Annotated in this window: 19 protein-coding genes; 13 read left to right on the top strand and 6 right to left on the bottom strand. The window is 61.8% G+C overall.

Going from position 1 to position 16,721, the window contains the following annotated elements; translation table 11 throughout:
* The first annotated feature begins 350 nt into the window (after nucleotides 1-350).
* Together BLT09_RS27815 and BLT09_RS27810 are read left to right on the top strand one after the other, a co-directional pair.
* Nucleotides 351-1,601, top strand: a complete 1,251-nt coding sequence (locus tag BLT09_RS27815) for a PQQ-dependent sugar dehydrogenase (protein ID WP_413468392.1) — start codon at nucleotides 351-353, stop codon at nucleotides 1,599-1,601.
* Nucleotides 1,602-1,667: 66 nt separating this feature from the next.
* Nucleotides 1,668-1,991 carry a c-type cytochrome gene (locus BLT09_RS27810; RefSeq protein ID WP_413468391.1) on the top strand — a complete coding sequence of 108 codons (324 nt, stop codon included), beginning with the start codon at nucleotides 1,668-1,670 and terminating at the stop codon, nucleotides 1,989-1,991.
* A gap of 44 nt (nucleotides 1,992-2,035) precedes the next feature.
* Here BLT09_RS27810 and BLT09_RS27805 read toward each other — a convergent pair whose 3' ends face one another.
* The 3 genes from BLT09_RS27805 to BLT09_RS27795 all read right to left on the bottom strand — a co-directional run bounded on the left by BLT09_RS27805 (nucleotide 2,036) and on the right by BLT09_RS27795 (nucleotide 4,419).
* A complete protein-coding gene (locus tag BLT09_RS27805) occupies nucleotides 2,036-2,428 on the bottom strand; it encodes a VOC family protein (protein ID WP_091599258.1) in 393 nt (130 codons plus the stop codon).
* Nucleotides 2,429-2,515: 87 nt separating this feature from the next.
* Nucleotides 2,516-3,085: a histidine phosphatase family protein gene (locus tag BLT09_RS27800; protein WP_091599255.1), complete on the bottom strand. Its 570-nt coding sequence runs from the start codon at nucleotides 3,083-3,085 to the stop codon at nucleotides 2,516-2,518.
* A gap of 95 nt (nucleotides 3,086-3,180) precedes the next feature.
* On the bottom strand, nucleotides 3,181-4,419 hold the full coding sequence (locus BLT09_RS27795; RefSeq protein WP_091599251.1) for an MFS transporter: 1,239 nt from the start codon (nucleotides 4,417-4,419) through the stop codon (nucleotides 3,181-3,183).
* A gap of 407 nt (nucleotides 4,420-4,826) precedes the next feature.
* Between BLT09_RS27795 and BLT09_RS27790 the strand changes: the two genes are divergently transcribed.
* The 4 genes from BLT09_RS27790 to BLT09_RS27775 all read left to right on the top strand — a co-directional run bounded on the left by BLT09_RS27790 (nucleotide 4,827) and on the right by BLT09_RS27775 (nucleotide 7,247).
* Nucleotides 4,827-5,462, top strand: a complete 636-nt coding sequence (locus BLT09_RS27790) for an ankyrin repeat domain-containing protein (protein ID WP_091599248.1) — start codon at nucleotides 4,827-4,829, stop codon at nucleotides 5,460-5,462.
* A 148-nt stretch (nucleotides 5,463-5,610) separates the two neighbouring features.
* Complete coding sequence (locus tag BLT09_RS27785; RefSeq protein ID WP_091599246.1) at nucleotides 5,611-6,018, top strand: ArsR/SmtB family transcription factor; 408 nt, start codon at nucleotides 5,611-5,613, stop codon at nucleotides 6,016-6,018.
* Complete coding sequence (locus BLT09_RS27780; protein WP_091599243.1) at nucleotides 6,015-6,548, top strand: SRPBCC family protein; 534 nt, start codon at nucleotides 6,015-6,017, stop codon at nucleotides 6,546-6,548. The genes BLT09_RS27785 and BLT09_RS27780 overlap by 4 nt, the downstream gene beginning before the upstream one ends.
* Before the next feature lie 111 nt (nucleotides 6,549-6,659).
* The gene (locus BLT09_RS27775; protein ID WP_329608758.1) at nucleotides 6,660-7,247 is read left to right on the top strand and encodes a dihydrofolate reductase family protein; all 588 of its coding nucleotides are present in this window, start codon (nucleotides 6,660-6,662) and stop codon (nucleotides 7,245-7,247) included.
* A 69-nt stretch (nucleotides 7,248-7,316) separates the two neighbouring features.
* Here BLT09_RS27775 and BLT09_RS27770 read toward each other — a convergent pair whose 3' ends face one another.
* Entirely contained in the window at nucleotides 7,317-8,066 is a 750-nt protein-coding gene (locus BLT09_RS27770) for a glucose 1-dehydrogenase (RefSeq protein ID WP_091599240.1), read from the bottom strand.
* A gap of 598 nt (nucleotides 8,067-8,664) precedes the next feature.
* On the opposite strand from BLT09_RS27770, the gene BLT09_RS27765 reads away from it, so the two are divergent.
* The 6 genes from BLT09_RS27765 to BLT09_RS27740 all read left to right on the top strand — a co-directional run bounded on the left by BLT09_RS27765 (nucleotide 8,665) and on the right by BLT09_RS27740 (nucleotide 13,942).
* Complete coding sequence (locus tag BLT09_RS27765; protein WP_091599237.1) at nucleotides 8,665-10,116, top strand: FAD-binding oxidoreductase; 1,452 nt, start codon at nucleotides 8,665-8,667, stop codon at nucleotides 10,114-10,116.
* An 11-nt stretch (nucleotides 10,117-10,127) separates the two neighbouring features.
* Nucleotides 10,128-10,856, top strand: a complete 729-nt coding sequence (locus BLT09_RS27760) for a FadR/GntR family transcriptional regulator (protein ID WP_091599234.1) — start codon at nucleotides 10,128-10,130, stop codon at nucleotides 10,854-10,856.
* A 2-nt stretch (nucleotides 10,857-10,858) separates the two neighbouring features.
* Nucleotides 10,859-11,296, top strand: coding sequence for a VOC family protein (locus BLT09_RS27755; RefSeq protein WP_413468390.1), 438 nt, complete (start codon nucleotides 10,859-10,861; stop codon nucleotides 11,294-11,296).
* Between the two features lie 68 nt (nucleotides 11,297-11,364).
* A complete protein-coding gene (locus tag BLT09_RS27750; protein WP_091599401.1) occupies nucleotides 11,365-12,411 on the top strand; it encodes an ABC transporter substrate-binding protein in 1,047 nt (348 codons plus the stop codon).
* Entirely contained in the window at nucleotides 12,411-13,187 is a 777-nt protein-coding gene (locus BLT09_RS27745; protein ID WP_091599228.1) for an ABC transporter ATP-binding protein, read from the top strand. Before BLT09_RS27750 ends, BLT09_RS27745 begins: the two co-directional genes overlap by 1 nt.
* Entirely contained in the window at nucleotides 13,184-13,942 is a 759-nt protein-coding gene (locus tag BLT09_RS27740) for an ABC transporter permease (RefSeq protein ID WP_236473056.1), read from the top strand. Before BLT09_RS27745 ends, BLT09_RS27740 begins: the two co-directional genes overlap by 4 nt.
* 102 nt (nucleotides 13,943-14,044) lie before the next feature.
* Here BLT09_RS27740 and BLT09_RS27735 read toward each other — a convergent pair whose 3' ends face one another.
* Both BLT09_RS27735 and BLT09_RS27730 read right to left on the bottom strand, forming a co-directional pair.
* Nucleotides 14,045-14,518, bottom strand: coding sequence for an SRPBCC family protein (locus BLT09_RS27735; protein ID WP_091599223.1), 474 nt, complete (start codon nucleotides 14,516-14,518; stop codon nucleotides 14,045-14,047).
* A 39-nt stretch (nucleotides 14,519-14,557) separates the two neighbouring features.
* Complete coding sequence (locus tag BLT09_RS27730) at nucleotides 14,558-15,427, bottom strand: SDR family oxidoreductase (RefSeq protein ID WP_091599220.1); 870 nt, start codon at nucleotides 15,425-15,427, stop codon at nucleotides 14,558-14,560.
* A 103-nt stretch (nucleotides 15,428-15,530) separates the two neighbouring features.
* On the opposite strand from BLT09_RS27730, the gene BLT09_RS27725 reads away from it, so the two are divergent.
* On the top strand, nucleotides 15,531-16,421 hold the full coding sequence (locus BLT09_RS27725) for a LysR family transcriptional regulator (protein ID WP_091599218.1): 891 nt from the start codon (nucleotides 15,531-15,533) through the stop codon (nucleotides 16,419-16,421).
* Nucleotides 16,422-16,721: the final 300 nt, after the last annotated feature.

The raw sequence follows: 16,721 nt of genomic DNA, 5'->3' as shown, positions 1-16,721 counted from the left end.
TTTTTTCACCGGACGTCCGAAGGCAGCTCTACATGGCGATATTGGAGCACATTCGGGCTGTTGCGCCAACTCGGCGCCCGCCCGGCCAGCCGATAAGAGGACTGGTTGAAAAGCCCCGGCCAGCTTGCCGTTCATCGTTGGTACCCGGCGGGCCGACATGTTATGCTGTGGCGGCAACCACTGCAGTCCCAGGTGACTGTCAGGGGGATTGAGTTAGGCAACGCTTTCGGTCGCTAGGTCCCGGCCGGAAGATCGTGCTCGGCGCTGGAAATTTCGCACAAAAGCAACCGCCCGCAACGTTGTGTCTGACTGCCACAGATGCCGCGAAGCTGGCCACGTGGGAGGATATCGTGATCAAGAAACTGGCTTTCGTTTTGTCATGCACTGCCGCCCTTTGCGTCACGTCCGCCTTTGCGCAGGACGAAAATCTCGAGAAACTTGGCGGCTTCAAGACGACCGGCACACCGATGATGGAGCCGATCCCGCAAACCGGAGAAAACGCCGAAGCCCTCAAAGCCATTGCAGCGAAGGTCAAAGTCCCGGATGGTTTTAAGATCTCTCTCTATGCCATCGTTCCCGACGCGCGTCATATCGCCGTAGGACCGCAGGGCGTGGTGACCTTCGTCGGCACCCGCAAAGAGCTGGTCTACTCCATGACCGACCGCAACAAGGACCGCGTCGCCGACGACGTGAAGGCCTTTGCGCCTTCGATCAAAATGACGGTTCCGAACGGCGTCTGTTTCTCGAGGGATGGCCACCTCTACGTCGTCGAACAGAACCGCGTATTGTGGTTCCCGGCGGCCGAGTTTTTCTATGAAGGTCCCGATGTCGCGGCTTTCCCGATCGTGAAGCAGGGCGAGCTGATACCCGCATCCAACGAGAGCTACAATCACACGGCCCGAACCTGTCGCGTCGGGCCTGACAACCGCATCTATATTACCATCGGCCAGCCGTTCAATGTGCCAGCCCCCGAAGTGCTCCCGGAATTCGAGAAACTCGGCATCGGCGGCATCATAAGCATGAAGCAGGACGGTACCGACCGCAAAATTTATGCGCGCGGAATGCGCAATCCCCTCGGCCTGGATTTCAACCCAAAGGATAAGACACTTTGGGTGAACGACAATCAGGTCGACGGCATGGGCGACACCATTCCCCCAGGTGAAATGAACCGTGTTACCGGACCGGACCAGAATTTTGGCTTCCCCTGGTATGGCGGCGGCAAAGTTCGTACGGTTGAGTACAAGGACGCAACAGTCCCCGAAGACGTGATCTTCCCGGAGGTCGAGCAAGAGGCTCACGCGGCCGATCTTGGGCTGTCGTTCTATACCGGCAAGCAGTTCCCCGAAAAATACCGCGGCGGCATCTTCTCGACCCAGCACGGCTCGTGGAACCGCGTGGACCCGGTGGGGGCTCGGGTGATGTTCACCTCGCTCAAGGCGGACGGCACGGCGGACAAAGCTGAAGTGTTCGCTGACGGCTGGCTGAACGAGAATGGCGAGTATCTCGGCCGTCCTGTCGATGTTCAGATGCTCAAAGACGGTTCGCTGCTGGTGTCCGACGATTTGGCCGGGGCCGTCTGGCGGATTTCCTACGGCGATTAAGCGACTGGTCAGGCGGCGGCCTTCTGCTGCTGCCTGGCTTGCTTCTCTTGGATAAAGGAGTTCGGGGTGAGGCGTTTGATCGTCAGTCTGGCTGCGCTCTTTGCCTGTTCGTCGCTTGCGCAGGCTGGAGGTGATGCCGCTTCGGGCAAAAAAATCATGCTGAAGTGCCAAGTCTGCCATGGCAAGGACGGCATCGCCAAGCTGCCCGACGCGCCGAACATAGCAGGGCAAAAGGAGGCTTATCTTGTCAAGGCGCTGAACGCCTTCAAGACAGGCGAGCGCAAGAACGAGCAGATGACTGTCGTGACCAAGGGCTTGAGCGATGAGGATATAGCTGATGTCGCCGCCTATTATTCATCGATCAAGATCACCGTTCAGGTTCCGCCATGAGGCCAGCTCGCAGACGTCCGCCGCCTGGCTACGCCACCGAGCGATCACGGGTTCCATCCGCCGCTGCCGTACTGACGGGTAATGATCTCGAGCAGATGACCGTTGGGGTCCTCGAAATAAACGCCGCGGCCGCCGTCGTGGCGATTGATCGCGCCCAGCTGCGTCCGGCCAGGATCAGCCCAGTACGGCAGGTCCCGTTCACGAATCCTGCCGAAGATCTCGTCGAACTCGGCTTCGCTGACCAGGAAGGCGTAATGCTGCGGCCTGATTTCGCCTGAGGTATCCATATAGTCGAGGTTGGCACCGTTTTCGGTGGTGACCATCTGGAAAGGCCCCCAGCGCCTTGGGGCGGGAAGGCCAAGCATTTCCGCCAGGAATTTTGCCGACGCCTCGCTGTCGCGGGCCGGCAGTATTGTATGGTTGAAATCGATAGCCATGCCGTCACTCCCTTCGATCTCTCCTCGCACGTCGTTGTTCCGCGACTGAAGCGATGCTGCACGAGATGGGGTCGAAGGCCATGATGCTCAAGCCGGCGTGGCAACCTGCCCGATGACCTGCACGGGGTCAGCTTCATGAATACGGACGATGATCATTTCGCCGCTATCCGGCACCTCGCCCGTCAAACCGGTGATGTTGACCTGATGCGTGACAAGCACGGCAGGTCCGCCGAAACGCTGCCCGCGGAGCCACGCCAAAAGGGCAGCGGTGCGCACTTCTGCGGCCGAACTGTCGCCAAAGAAGGAATTGAGCAGCTCAAGAGGCACGACGTCGCCGATCCCGAGCAGGCGAGCGGTATCCAGGCAGCGACACCACTGGCTCGAATGGACGGCTGCCGACGAGATGCCGTTCGCACGGAACAGGTCGCCGATCGCGCGGGCCTGCGCACGACCTTCTTCCGACAGATTCCGCTGGGTGCTGCAGTCACCGAGCCTGAAGCCAGGCGGATCGCCGGAGCCTGGGGCCGCGGCATGGCGCAGCAGCGCAATGGCTTCTCCGGATCGCAGGGCTGCCCAGAGTGGCCCGGAGGCTTGGGCCGTGCCGAAGGCAGCCGCTCCGAGCGACAGGACAAGAAGTTGCCGACGTCCAATTCGCATCTTGCTTCTCACCTTCCGATTAGCGTCTGACGCGGACCAGCACTTCATTCCGTAACTAGCGACATAAATGTTGGTGTCGACGATTTCAGGGCCGATCAGGAGCTGGAAAGATTCCAGCCGCGAGACAGGCCCCGCGTCAGCCTCCGCGACACCCGCCACATCAGCAAGGCGGCGGCCAGGCTGTAGACGCCCATCAAGGCCAGTTGCAGCGAGTAGTCGACGCCGGCGTCGATCAGGTATCCGGTGATGCCGGGACCCATCGCCGAGGCCAGAACCATCACGGCCACCACAACCGAGCGGATCGCGCCGAGATGCGCGGTGCCGTAGATCTCCGGCCACATCGCGCCCTCCAGGGTCGAGGAGAAGCCGTAGCTGATGCCAAGCAGCGCCATGAAGACGAAGATGGCGAAAGGCGCCGCCAGATAGGCAGCCGCGAAGCATGCCAGCGCCAGCGGCAGAAGGAATAGAGGCAGCAGCTGGACCGCCGAGAAGCGGTCGATCAGCCACCCGGCCAGAAGCGCAAAACCCATCGTCGTGGCGGACAGGACGGCGAAGCCGCTGGCGAAGAGTTGCAGCGGCCAGCCCCGGAGCTCGGTTAGATAGACCTGGTGAAAGAAGATGGTCGTGCCGACGAAGGCGGGAGCCAGAACCCCCAGGCAGATGGCGTAGAACGTCGGATCGCGCAGGACTTCAGTCCGCGTCCAGTGCTTCACTGCGCGTTGCGCCCTCGGCTGGGCCTCGCTCTGCGGATTGCGTTCCTTCCGGACCAGCGCACAAACCAGAGGCAAGGCCACGACCAGGATGAAGGCTGCGCAGACGAACCAGCTTCCCCGCCAGCCGACGAGGCCGGCCACGAGGACGAACAGGAAAGGCAGCAGAGCGCCGCCGACATGAAAGCCAAGCGTGACGACCGAGACGGCGCGGCCCCGGTTCGCGGCGAACCAGCGGCCTGTTGCCGTCAGAGCGGTCTGGGTCATCATGCCCTGGCCAAAAAGGCGCAGCAAATAGAGCGCAAGGAGCAGCGTTGGCAGCGACCCGGCGAACCCCATCGCAATGCTGGCGCAGGCAAGCATGAGCATCGTCGCGATCGCCATGGTCACTGTCGAATACCGGTCCAGCGGCCGCCCCAGGAACGGCAGGGTCGCCGCGCTAAGCAGCGTTGCCAGCATGTAGAGCCCGCCGAACTCGCCGTGACTCAACCCGAACGTCTCGCGGATATCGCCGTTCGACAAGGCGATGAAGAAGGTCTGCCCGAAGGACGAGACGAGGGTCAGCAAAAAGGCGCCCGCGAGCCAGCGGACATTGTTGACGACGAATGCACTGAAGGACTGCATGATCCCTTTGTTTCTCGATAGAGTGCGCGCTTCCTGTTCGTCTTTATCGGCCTCCGCTGCCGGAGGATATCGGCCAGTTCCGCTTTGATCAGAGGCCTGGCTTCACGTTCGAGCCGGTCGAACTTCCATGCCGATTACCAACCAGCCAGTCCGACTTCGACGTCCTCGCCACTCTGCTTGCGAGTGAAGTCAGTCGGACGCCGTTGCGCTCTTAGGTCAGGCACTCAAAGGCATCATGCCTCTCGCTCAAGCTCAGGTTCGCTATCTTCTCCTTCTTCCCCTCTCGGATTGTATTTGCGGACACCGTCGAATGAGAAAGGCTTTTCGATGGAAGCCGGTCATTCGGTGGATGTCGGCCGAACCGGAACAATGGTATCCTGCAGGGAGCATTCGGGGAGGCGACTGCATTGACCGAGAGCTTGGAAGTCGAAGTGGCGAGAGGTTGGTCGAATCTGCTGATCGCGGCAGAAAGCGGCGATGCGGGGGCCGTTCGAGCGGAATTGGCGGCCGGCGCCAATATCAACGAGGCGGACGGCGGCGGCTGGTCAGCCCTTCATCTCGCAGCCCTCAATGCCCGCACCGCGGCGGTCGAGGCGTTGATCGAACACCCAGCAATCGATGTGAATTCCAGAAACAAATGGAAGAGCACGCCTTTGAGCCTTGCTTCGGCCAAGGGCCACTACGCCTCTATTTTAGCCCTCGTGAAACATCCCGAAATAGAGATTAATGCAAGAGCCGACTACTACGGCAGAACGGCCCTTATTGAAGCGGCAAAGAACGGGCATCTGGATGTCGTTAAGTTGCTTGTCGAGAATGGCGCCGACGTGAATCTTACTGACAAGACCGGAAGAAACAACGCGCTTATCGAGGCTATCAAGGGACGGCACTACGAGGTCGCGGGATACCTGCTTGATTCCCGGAAAATGAACTTTCTCAACAAGGATATGAGACTGAACGCCCTGATCTGGGCTGGAAGCTGCCAAAACCCTCAACTCATCGAAAAGATGGAAGTCTCGATTCATACTTTCTTCGAAGGCAAGTGAAGGTCCCGCTTCCGCCGCGGTGACCATGTCCGCGGCCCTTGCACTTGCCGAATGTCTTCGATCGCCGCAGACCGCCTGTGGAACTCCCTTCCAAGATCATTCAACCAATCGGTTGACAATTCGAAAGCGTGCCTCTATATTCAACTACATGGTTGAATTAGAGACACCCCAGATCGACGCGGTTTTTCACGCGCTTGGCGACGCCACCCGCCGGCACATGCTTCGCGACCTCGCCGGCGGCGAGCGAACGGTGAGCCAGTTGGCGGAACCCTTCGCCATGTCGTTGGCGGCCGCCTCCAAGCACATCAAGACGCTGGAGAATGCAGGGCTTATTCGTCGCGAGGTGAGGGGCCGCACACATCTGTGCCGCCTCGAACCCGGACCGCTGGCCAGCGCCCACCAATGGCTCGGCTTCTACGAGCGCTTCTGGACCAACCGTCTCGACGTCCTCGAGCGTCTGCTTCGCGAGGAGGACGCACGCAAAGCCCCGGGTGATTCCTGGGCCCGGGATGATTCCAGGAAATCGCCCGCCTCAAGAGAAGGAGACGACCAATGAACCAGATGAAAGCCATCGAAGCCTATGGCGAGCTGACCGAGCCCGCGACGTTCACCATCCAGCGGCTTTTGCCCGGCCCGATCGAGCGGGTCTGGGCCTATCTCACCGAGAGCGACCTGCGCCGGCAGTGGATGGCTGCTGGCCAGATGGAAATGAAGGCCGGCACCTCGTTCGAGTTGATCTGGCGTAACGACGAACTGACCGATCCGCCCGGCCAGCGCCCCGCGGGCTTTCCCGAAGAGCATCGGATGGAGGGCCGGATCACCGAGCTCGATCAACCTTACAAGCTCGCCATTACCTGGGGAAACACCGGCGGGGTTTCCTTCTTGCTGGAGCCGAAGGGCAATGATGTGCTGCTCACCGTCATCCATCGCCGGCTGCCGGAACGCGCAATCCAGCTCAACGTCACCGCCGGCTGGCACATGCACCTCGACATGCTGGCCGCCCGCCTCGCCGGAAAGACGCCGACCTCGTTCTGGGATGGCTGGAGCCGCCTGCGGGCAGAATACGACCGCCGCCTGCCGGCCTGACACGACCGCGTCGGCTGAAATCACCGCCCAGCCTCCACCGGCATTCGCCCGTGGAGGCTCGCACACCAGCAACGAACCGACGATAAAACGTGCTTGCATTTCGCAAGCCCGATGGAGGAAGTCATGCGCAAATTGATCACCGGAATGAAGGTTTCCGTCGACGGCAAGATGGAGGGACCCGAGGGTTACGCGGAATGGGTCGACGCGTGGTCGGAGGAGTATGGGCTGATGCCGCAAATCGATGCCTGCCTGCTCGGGAGCATCATGTACGCCGGCTACGAGCGCTACTGGAGCGCGATCCAGAATGAGCCGGACAAGCCGTTGCCGATGACCGGCAAATTGCCGACGCCGGAGGAGCTCGAATGGGCCCGCTTTGCCGAACATACCCCGCATTATGTGCTGTCGAACACGATGACTTCGGCGGCCTGGCCAAAGACGCGCTTCGTGCGGAGCCTCGAAGACATCGCTGGCCTCAAGCAGCAGCCGGGCAAGGATATCTATCTCATGGGCGGTGCGCGAATGACCGCGAGCCTCATCGATGCCGGGCTGGTGGATGAACTGCGGCTTATCCTCTATCCACTGCTCGTCGGCGAAGGGAAGGCGCTGTTTGGAGCAACGCAAAATCGTCGCGGGCTTGAACTGCGGAAGGTTCAGCAGCTCACAGATGGGCGCGTGAGCCTGGTCTTTGGAATTGGCTAACTCAGCCGGTCTTCGCAGATTTCGCAGCGCTGCCTGGCTGAAATTTATTCCTGAAAGGCACGTCGCCGGTCAGAGGGAAACCGACAGCCCACCGTCGACGGCCAGCACATGGCCGTTGACGTAGGCGGCAGCGTCTGAGGCGAGAAACACCACGGCTCCGCCGAGTTCCTCAGGCTGGGCCCAGCGGCCCGCCGGGGTTCGTGCCTCGACCCATTTGGTGAAGGCCTCGTCGCTCATAAGTGCGGTGTTGAGCTCGGTAGCGAAATAGCCGGGGGCGATCGCGTTGACGGTGATGCCGTGACGGCCCAGTTCAGCGGCGGTCGAGCGTGTCAGCCCGTGCAGGCCCGCCTTTGCCGCCACATAGGCGTGAATGGTGGGACGGCCAAGGATCGCTGCAACCGATCCAGTGTTTATTATGCGCCCGAACTTGTTTGGCAGCATCAGGCGCACCGCGTCGCGCATCATGCGGAAGCAAGCCGAAAGATTGACGGCAATCACATGGTCGAAATCCTCGTCCTGCCATTCGACCAACTGACTTCGATGCTGGATGCCGGCGTTGTTGACCAGAATATCGAGGCGGCCGTGGCGTTCGACGATCCCTTCGAGCGACGCCCTCGAGATCGCCGCGTCGGTGACATCGAACGGCTGGGCTTCGGCACCGATCCTTTCGGCCGCCGCGGACAGCGCCGCCGGATCGCGGGCATTGACGATCACTGTCGCGCCGTTTTCCGCAAGTGCCTTGGCCATGGCGAAGCCGAGGCCACGCGAAGCACCGGTGACCAACGCGACACGGCCGTTGAGCGAGAACAATTCCGACATTGATATCCCCTAGGAAAAGGGCGGGCTATGAAAAGGGCGGGAGTTTGCTCCCGCCCAATTAACGCTATTTGGAGCACTATTTGGCGATGCAGGTATCCGCTGTCTCCGGCGTGCAAATGTCAAGGCCGGTATAGGTCGGGTCGGCCGGCGAAGCCTTGCCGTCCTTCATGTCCCCGATTTACGCAAGGCAGCTAATCAGCGAACTGTATTCGACACAATCCTTATTAGAAGGGGACCGGCATCCCTTGTTAGAGGGGCAGGCGAACCTCGGAGCAGATCGTCACCGCGCGCCGGCTTCGATTGGAGCGAGCTTCGGTTCCTGTCCAAGGTCAAAGCCGAGATGTTCCGCTGGTCTTGACCGACTCGCCTTTGAGGCGACGAAGATCTGGAACAGGTTCAGGCCGATAAAGAACAGTTCCAGGCGACCACGTTAAAGCATTGGCTCCGGCCGGCTATAAAGTAGCATTTTTCGAGGGGGAACAGTTCAGGCGCGGGCGTGGATTGCGAGTGGCCGCGGAGTTCGGCGCGCCGAAGTGATGACGGCAACCGAGAGAATAGGGACTTGCGAAGTTGTAGGATGACCGTATGATCTGACCCGATGATCACGGATCGCCCATCTCAACGCGAAGCTTCCAGCGCAATTGCTGAGCTGCCTGCGCAGTTGGCGGGTGATGCGCTGATTGACGGCCAGTCGCCTCAGGCAGAACGCTACCTCATCGATTGGGGCGGCGACAGGCGCGGCAGTGCCCGCTTCATCGTGCGTCCAGGATGCGTGGAAGACGTCCAGGCGTTTGTGAAATGGTGCTCGCAGAGCGGTGTCGCCGTCGTCGTGCAAGGCGGCAATACCGGACTTGCCGGTGGCGCCATTCCAGACAATTCGGACTACGCGGTGCTGTCGCTTGAGCGTCTCAATCGCATACGCCGCGTCGATCCGCTCGACTTCACGCTGCAAGCGGATGCCGGGGCTGTGCTGCAGGACGTCAAGAACGCCGCTGAAGCATCCGAGATGACCTTCCCGCTCGCGCTTGGCGCACAGGGATCGTGCACGATCGGCGGCAATGTCGCGACCAATGCCGGCGGCATCAATGTGCTGCGCTACGGCATGACGCGTGATCTGGTGCTCGGGCTTGAGACGGTGCTGCCGGACGGCACCCTTTGGAACGGCATGAACGGGCTGCGCAAGGACAATCGCGGCTACAGCCTGAAGCAATTGATGATCGGCTCGGAAGGGACGCTGGGAGTCGTCACCGGCGTCGAGGTAAGGCTCTCGCCCCGGCCGACGCAGGTCGAGACCGCCTATGTCGGACTGGGCAGCTTCCGCCAGGCGTGCGAGCTGTTCCGGACGGCAAGGCATCTCTGCTCCGACCTTCTCAGCGCGTTTGAGGTCATCGGCGAGGAGTGCCTGCCGCTGGTCCACCTCATCGATCCGAACCTGCGCTCGCCGCTGACGCAAGAATGTCCGGTTCATGCGATCGTCGAACTCGCCTGTGGGCCAGGGATAGATGCCGGCGGCCTTCTTGAAATTATGCTGGCGCGCGCCCTCGAGGCCGACCTGATCAGGGACGCCGTCGTCGCGCAAAGCCGTTCGCAGGCTGCCACATTCTGGGCCATCCGTGAGGGCCTGGTCGAGGGGCAGGCGCGGCGCGGCTATCATGTCCGCACCGACCTCTCGGTTCGTCTCAGCCAGGTGCCGACGCTGATCGAGCAAGCACGCGCGTGCATTGTGCGCGACTGGCCTGGCTGGGCATCCCTGACCTATGGCCATGCGGGCGACGGCAACATCCATTTCAATGTGCTGCCTCCCATCGATTGCGACCCCGGCAAAGCGAGGACCGTGGGGCAGGCGGTTTTGACCCGGCTCTACGAGCTGGTCGGAGCGCTCGGCGGCTCGTTCAGCGCCGAGCATGGCGTCGGTCGCAGCCGCAGTCACGTGTTCTGGGCCGGCCTTTCGCAGCGCGAGCGGCAGCTTCATTTCGCGATCAAGGCAGCCTTCGATCCGGCAGGCCTGTTCAATCCGACATGTCTCGTGCCTGATCCGGGCGATTTGTAGGGAAAAGCCGCATGAAGCAGCGTTCGTCCATCATCGGCAGCGTCGAGGCGCTTCCGCACCGCGTCGCGTCGCATCTGAGCCGCGAGATCGAGGGCGGCGACATCATCCCGGGAGCCCGGCTTCCCACCGAAAGCCAGCTCGCCGACAAGTTCGGCGTCAGCCGCAATGTTGTCAGGGAAGCGATTGCCCAGCTTCGCGCCGATGGCATGGTCGAGGCGCGTCAGGGCGTGGGCGCATTCGTCATGGCGCCGGAACAGCGGACAGCCATCCGGATCGACCGTGAGGCACTGAAAGACCAGCGCAACATGGAGCAGCTCTTCGAGCTGCGCAGCATCCTGGAGACCGAATCCGCCACGCTCGCCGCGGCGCGCTGTACGTCCGATGAGCTTGACGCCATCAAGGCTGCGCTGGACCGCATGGGCGGCGAGGAGCGCTGGGAGGATGGCAGCATCGAGGCCGATCTGCTTTTCCATCGGGCGATCGCCCGGGCGACCGGCAATAGTTACATCTACACCTTCATTTCCTTCGTCTGCGAGCAAATCCGCCAGTCGATCCACTATGCCCGCCTCACCAATCCGCTCCACGACCTGGTCGAGGTCAATGTCGCCGAGCACGTGCGGATTTACGACGCGCTCGCCGCGCGTGATCCACAAGCTGCCGGCGAGGCGATGCGCCGGCACATCGAAGGCGCCGCATCGCGCGTAGGCGTCGAGCTCACCGCGATCAATCGGGGCAAATGACCATGTCGCTCGGGCAGACCAAGGCAATCACCGATGTCTGCCTGCTTGTAGAGGACATCGACCGCACCATCGACTTCTACACGCAGAAGCTTGGCTACCGGATCAGACGCCGCGCCGAGGGCTTTGTCGATTTTCATTCCGAGCGCGTGACGCTCGCCGCATGGCAACTGGACCACATCAATCGCCACTGCGGCGTCTCGAATGTCCGCTCACCGAAGCAGGCGCACAAGGCGTGCGTCGCCATGGAACTCGAAAGCGCGGGGGAGGTCGACCGGCTCTACGCCGAACTGTCGGACAAGGGCGTGCCGTTCGTCGGGCCGCCCGGCGACTATGTCTGGAACGCGCGCTGTGCCTACTTCCACGATCCGGACGGGACGCTATGGGAACTCTATGCCTGGACCGGCGCCGGACCGGGCGACTATCACGACACGCAAGTGTGATTGGATCGCGACGGCCTCGCAAGAAAGGGCCGCGCCGCATGCAAGCAGTCCAACAAAGGAGCAAGAAGATGAGTGGGAACGCATCGCAGTGGAATCGCAGATCGATCCTGAAGGCCGGCGCCGCCGGCCTGGCGGCTTTCGGGCCGGGACTTCAGCTGTTCGGCGCCAGCGCCTCGGCAGCCGCCAAGCTCGTCGTCCAGTATGACTGGCTGATGTCGAACGGCCAGATCGGCGACGTCGCAGCCGTCGCCAATGGCTACTTCAGCGAATCTGGGCTTGAAGTGGAGTTCAGCCCCGGCGGGCCGAACGCCGCCACCGTGCCGCCAGTGGTGTCCGGTGCCGCCCAGCTCGGCCAATTCTCGGAATCGCCTCAACTCTATGCCGCGCGTGCGAGCGGCGTTCCGGTGAGGATAATCGCCTGCGGCTATCGCACCGGGCCCTATGCGCTGACGTCGAAACCGGAGAAGCCGATCCGGTCGGTGGCGGATCTGAAGGGGATGCGGATCGGCACGCAGCCGACCGCGCGCTTCGCCATCGACGCGATGCTCGCGAAGAACAAGATCGATCCTTCCGAGGTCACCATCGTCAATGTCGGGTTCGACAAGGCGCCGCTGGTTCGTGGCGACGTCGATGCGATCGGCGGCTGGATCACCAACACGCAGGCGCTCAGCGTCGTCGGTGACGATCGCATCGATCTGCTGTTGTCGGAGCTCGGCCTGGCGTCCTATGCCAATGTCTATTTCGCGACCGACAGCGCCATCGAATCCGATTCCGCGACCCTGGCGAAATTCATCGGCGCGGTCGCCAAAGGATGGGGCTGGGTCCACGCCAATCCCGAGCAGGCGGTCGACAAGCTTGTCGCGGCCTATCCCGAGATCGACGCGGGCTGGGAAAAGAAGACGATCCCCCTGGTGCTGAAACTGTCGTTCGACGACAACACGAAAAAGGATGGATGGGGCACCTTCGATCCTGCCTCGATCGAGAGCCAGATCGCGCTGCTTGACCAGATTGGCCAATACCCGAACGGCAGGCCGAAGGCCGAGGACGTCTATACGACGAAGCTTCTCGAACTCACTGCGGCTGATCGGCCGAAGCTCGGCGCGCCCGCCTCTTGATGGCCGCGCCGGCCATCGAAACTTCCGGGCTCGACGTCGGCTATCCCGGCCGGCGCTCGCCCGTGACGGTGATCTCCGGTCTCGAACTGACAGTCGAGGCCGGGACATTCCTGTCGATCCTCGGGCCTTCGGGGTGCGGAAAGTCGACGTTTCTGCGCGTTGTCGCCGATCTTCTGGCGCCGCTCGCGGGCACGATACGCGTGATGGGCGAAACGCCGTCGGCGGCGCGCTCCGGCCGCGGCGTGGGTTTTGTCTTCCAGGACTCGACCCTTTTGCCGTGGCGCACGGCGCGCGAGAATGTTCGGCTGCCGATCCAGGTCGGCCGCCGCAGCCTGTCGCGCATGATAGACGACCGGGCCGACGAGCTGCTCGAACTCGTCGGCCTGTCGGCCCTCAGTGAGCGCCTGCCGCATCAGCTTTCCGGCGGACAGCGCCAAAGGCTGGCGATCGCCCGGGCGCTGCTTGGCGAGCCACGTCTGCTTCTGATGGATGAACCCTTTGGCGCACTTGACGAGATCACCCGCGATCGCCTCAACGACGAACTGCTGAACCTTTGGCGGCGGACCGGAACGACCGTGCTGTTCGTCACGCATTCCATTGCCGAAGCGGTCTATCTCGGACAGCGTGTGATCGTGCTTGCCGCCCATCCCGGCCGGATCGTCGCCGACCACGACCTTCGTCCGCTGAAGGGGCCGGACAACAGATGCTCGCGCGAGGATCCGGCGATCGTCGCGGCAATGGCCACGATGCGCTCCGCCCTCGGAGCGGCGTCGTGAACCAGGGCGCGCTTTCGCCATTCGCACAGACCGTGCTGCCGATCCTCGGCGCCGGCTCCCTCATTCTCGCATGGCAATTCCTGCTGCCGCTCGCCGGCGTGCCCGCTTACATCGTTCCGACGCCGACCGCGATAGCGGGCGTGTTTGCCAGGAACGGATCGCTTCTCCTGTCGAACCTCTGGCCGACGGCCATCGAGGCGCTCTCCGGCTTCGTGCTCGGCAACCTCGCCGCAGTGCTGCTGGCGGTCGTCTTCGTTCACAGCCGTACGCTGCAGGCGGCCTATTTTCCGGTCGTGCTGTTCTTCAATACGATCCCGGTGCTGGCGCTGGCCCCGGTCGTCATCCTCATCTTCGGCCTCGGCATGCTGCCCAAGATCGTGATCGCGGCGGTGATCTGTTTCTTCCCAACGCTCATCAACATGATCCGGGGTCTGGAATCGGCGAGCCCCAGCGAGCACGAGCTGTTCCGCGTGCTGTCGGCGACGCGCTGGGAAGTATTCTGGCGCCTGCGCCTGCCGCGCGCGCTGCCAATGCTTTTCGCTTCGCTGCGGATCGCCTCGGCGACCGCGGTGATCGGCGCGATCGTCGGCGAGTGGATCGGCTCCGACAAAGGTCTCGGCGCGCTGATCATCCAGGCGACCTTCAACTACCAGTCCGACCGGCTCTACGCCGCCATCGTGCTCTCATCGCTGTTGTCGATCGGGTTCTTCATGACCGTCGTTGCCGCTGAGCGGTGGTCGGTTCGATACCGTTAGAGGCGGCTGAACGCGTCCGGCGACGGACGTAGCATCATTTGTTCCCGCGAAGGCAGGGCGCCTCCTTGAGAGCCGCCCTGTTGCTTGTGTTTCTGGCGATGATTAGAGCTTTTCCGCTGCGAGCAGTTCGCGGGTCCGCTTCAGCGTCGACAGCAGGGCGGCCTTGTAGCCGTTTTCGCTGGCGAACTGAGCCTGCTCGGCCTGCTCCTCGCGACCGTTTGGCTCTTTGCCGCGCAGGCCAATGTAGCAGTAGAAGCGAAGCTGCAGTGCGCCTTCTCCATCTTCGAACAGTTCGTTGACAATCGCTCCCTCGCGCGGACCGGATGCCTGGAAGAAGGTGACCTTGCTTTCCGGCTCGAGCGTGACGATTTCGCGCAGGTCGTGGCCACCGATCGTGGCCTCACGCACGAAGTGGGTAGCGCTTTCCTCCACAACGTCGCAACGGGTGCAGAGACCCGTGACAAGGAACAAGCGGGCGTCGCGTGCTTTCAGCTCGAGACCCTTCCACACTTGAGCGCGCGTCAATGGGACGTCGCCTTCCGGGTTCACCGGAACTGTGGCAGTTGAATAAATCATGATGACAGTCCTTGTGATCAGACAGGGGCTGCGCTTCCGTCAGGCGGAGGCAGCGGTTTCCGAGGCGAAGGCTCGATATGGGCGCAGTGGACGTCCGAGCAGGGCAGTCAGGCGCTCGACGTCGCCGGCCCCAGGCAGCATCCCGTCGGTGAAGAAGCGCTCGCCCATCAGACGCATGTCGTAGGCCATCCAGGCGGGCACGAACTGCTTGAGATTTTGCTCAAAATCCTCGGTATTGTCGCCGCCGTAGTTGATCGGGCGGGCGAGCACGTCTGACCAGATGGCGGCGATATCCGCCCCAGTCAGTGTTTCTGGACCGACGAGGTTGATCCAGTCGATCGCAAGCGGCTCTGCGGCCTGTTCACGGCGCAACAGCTCAAGGGCGGCGATCTCGGCGATATCACGGACGTCGATCATGGCGAGACCCTTGTCGCCGATCGGCATTGTGTAGGTGCCATAGCCGGTGATGACGTCTTTGATCATCAGATCGTTCTGGATGAAGTAAGCTGGGCGCAAGATCGTAGCCTTGAAGTCCATCTGCTCGATCATTCGCTCGACGCCGAACTTGCCAGCGAAATGGGGCACGTTCACGTAGCCGTCAGCGTGGATCACCGACAGATATACGATCCGCTCGATACCGGCCGATCGGGCGACGTTCAGCGCGACCAAAGCTTGGGTGAATTCGTCCGGAACTACGGCGTTCAAAAGGAACAGAGTGGAAACTCCAGACATGGCTTTGCGCAGCGAATCGACATCGAGAAAGTCGCCTTGCACGACGGATACGCCTGCCGGGAAGTTGGCTTTCGACGGATCGCGGACGAGAGCACGTACATCAGCGCCGCGCTTGACGAGGTGTTCGACGACTTGGCGGCCAATATTGCCTGTGGCCCCGGTAACGAGAATGGTCATGAAATTTCTCCTGTTGGGTTGCTTGACACGGCCAATATGTGTGGCTCACTGAGGGTCCAATAGGCTGAAATTTTAGACGCATCGTCTCGCTGGTGGAACGCACATGGATCTTCTTGCCCTCGCCGATTTTAATCTCGTTGCCCGCCACGGTGGTTTCGGCAAAGCGGCAAGGGCCACCGGACGGCCTAAGGCGACCCTGTCGCGGCGCGTTGGAGAATTGGAAAGCAGTCTTGATCTGCGCCTGTTTGAACGGGGTGCGCGTAGCCTGAAGCTCACGGAAGAAGGACGGGCGCTCTTCGAGCGGACAGGGGCGCTGCTTGCCGAACTGGACGAGACGGCTTCGGCGATTGCCTCGGGCGGTCAGAGACCCAGGGGCAGATTACGGATTAGCGCACCTTTGCTTTTTTCTCAGACCGCAATGGGGAGGATTGCTGCGGGGTTTGCCCTTAAATATCCGGAGGTGAGGCTGGAGGTTACGACTGAGGATCGGCCTGTTGACATGATCGAGGAAGGCTACGATCTGGTAATCCGAGTCAATCCAGATCCCGACGAAAGCCTGGTTGGACGGGCGTTTCTCCGCGACCGCCTGGTCGTAGTGGCGAGCCCTGACCTTCCTCGCGCGAGTGGTGGACTCGCCGCTCCTGGCGTCGCGCGCTGGGCGGGCGATCGGCAAACATGGCACGTGAAGACACAAGGTGGCCGGTCAACAATTGCAATCGAGCCTGTCCTCGCTTTGTCGATGCTCATCATGGTCCGGGATGCGGTGCGAGCCGGCGTCGGTGCAGCACGTCTTCCCATTTCGTTGGTGGCCCACGACTTGGCTGACGGCACGCTGGTACTATGGGGGGATATCGACGGCCCCGAGATCGCTCTATGGGCGCTCTACCCATCTCGGCGGCTACTCAGCGCGCGAGTGTCGGCGTTCTTGAATTTTCTAAAACAGGCCTTCCCAAATGGGACGCCGGACGAACTAGCCGCCTATATTGGCAGGTGATGACCGAACCCGAGTTCGGGCGTAGAAAGTCCTATGCAACAAAAAAAACGAAAACTGAGAAGCGCTTTGCCAGCGTCATGGATGAACTCACGTCCCATGCCAGCCTGCTTAGCAAAATGTGCTGGAACTATGGCCTGTCTTCCAATGCACTTTGTCAACAGAACCTAGTGGTGAAAGTCTGACGCTTGGTGCCGGTGGACGGCAAGAACCGACCCGTTGACGACCTTGGGCGTTGCAGACTTGAACCTCCAAATCGAGGTCGGGAACCTGACCTTCAGCGCAAGAGCATTCGGGAGTGCG

The organism is Mesorhizobium muleiense, assembly GCF_900099905.1.
Classification (GTDB): domain Bacteria; phylum Pseudomonadota; class Alphaproteobacteria; order Rhizobiales; family Rhizobiaceae; genus Mesorhizobium; species Mesorhizobium muleiense.
This window is presented reverse-complemented; position numbering and strand designations above follow the sequence as displayed.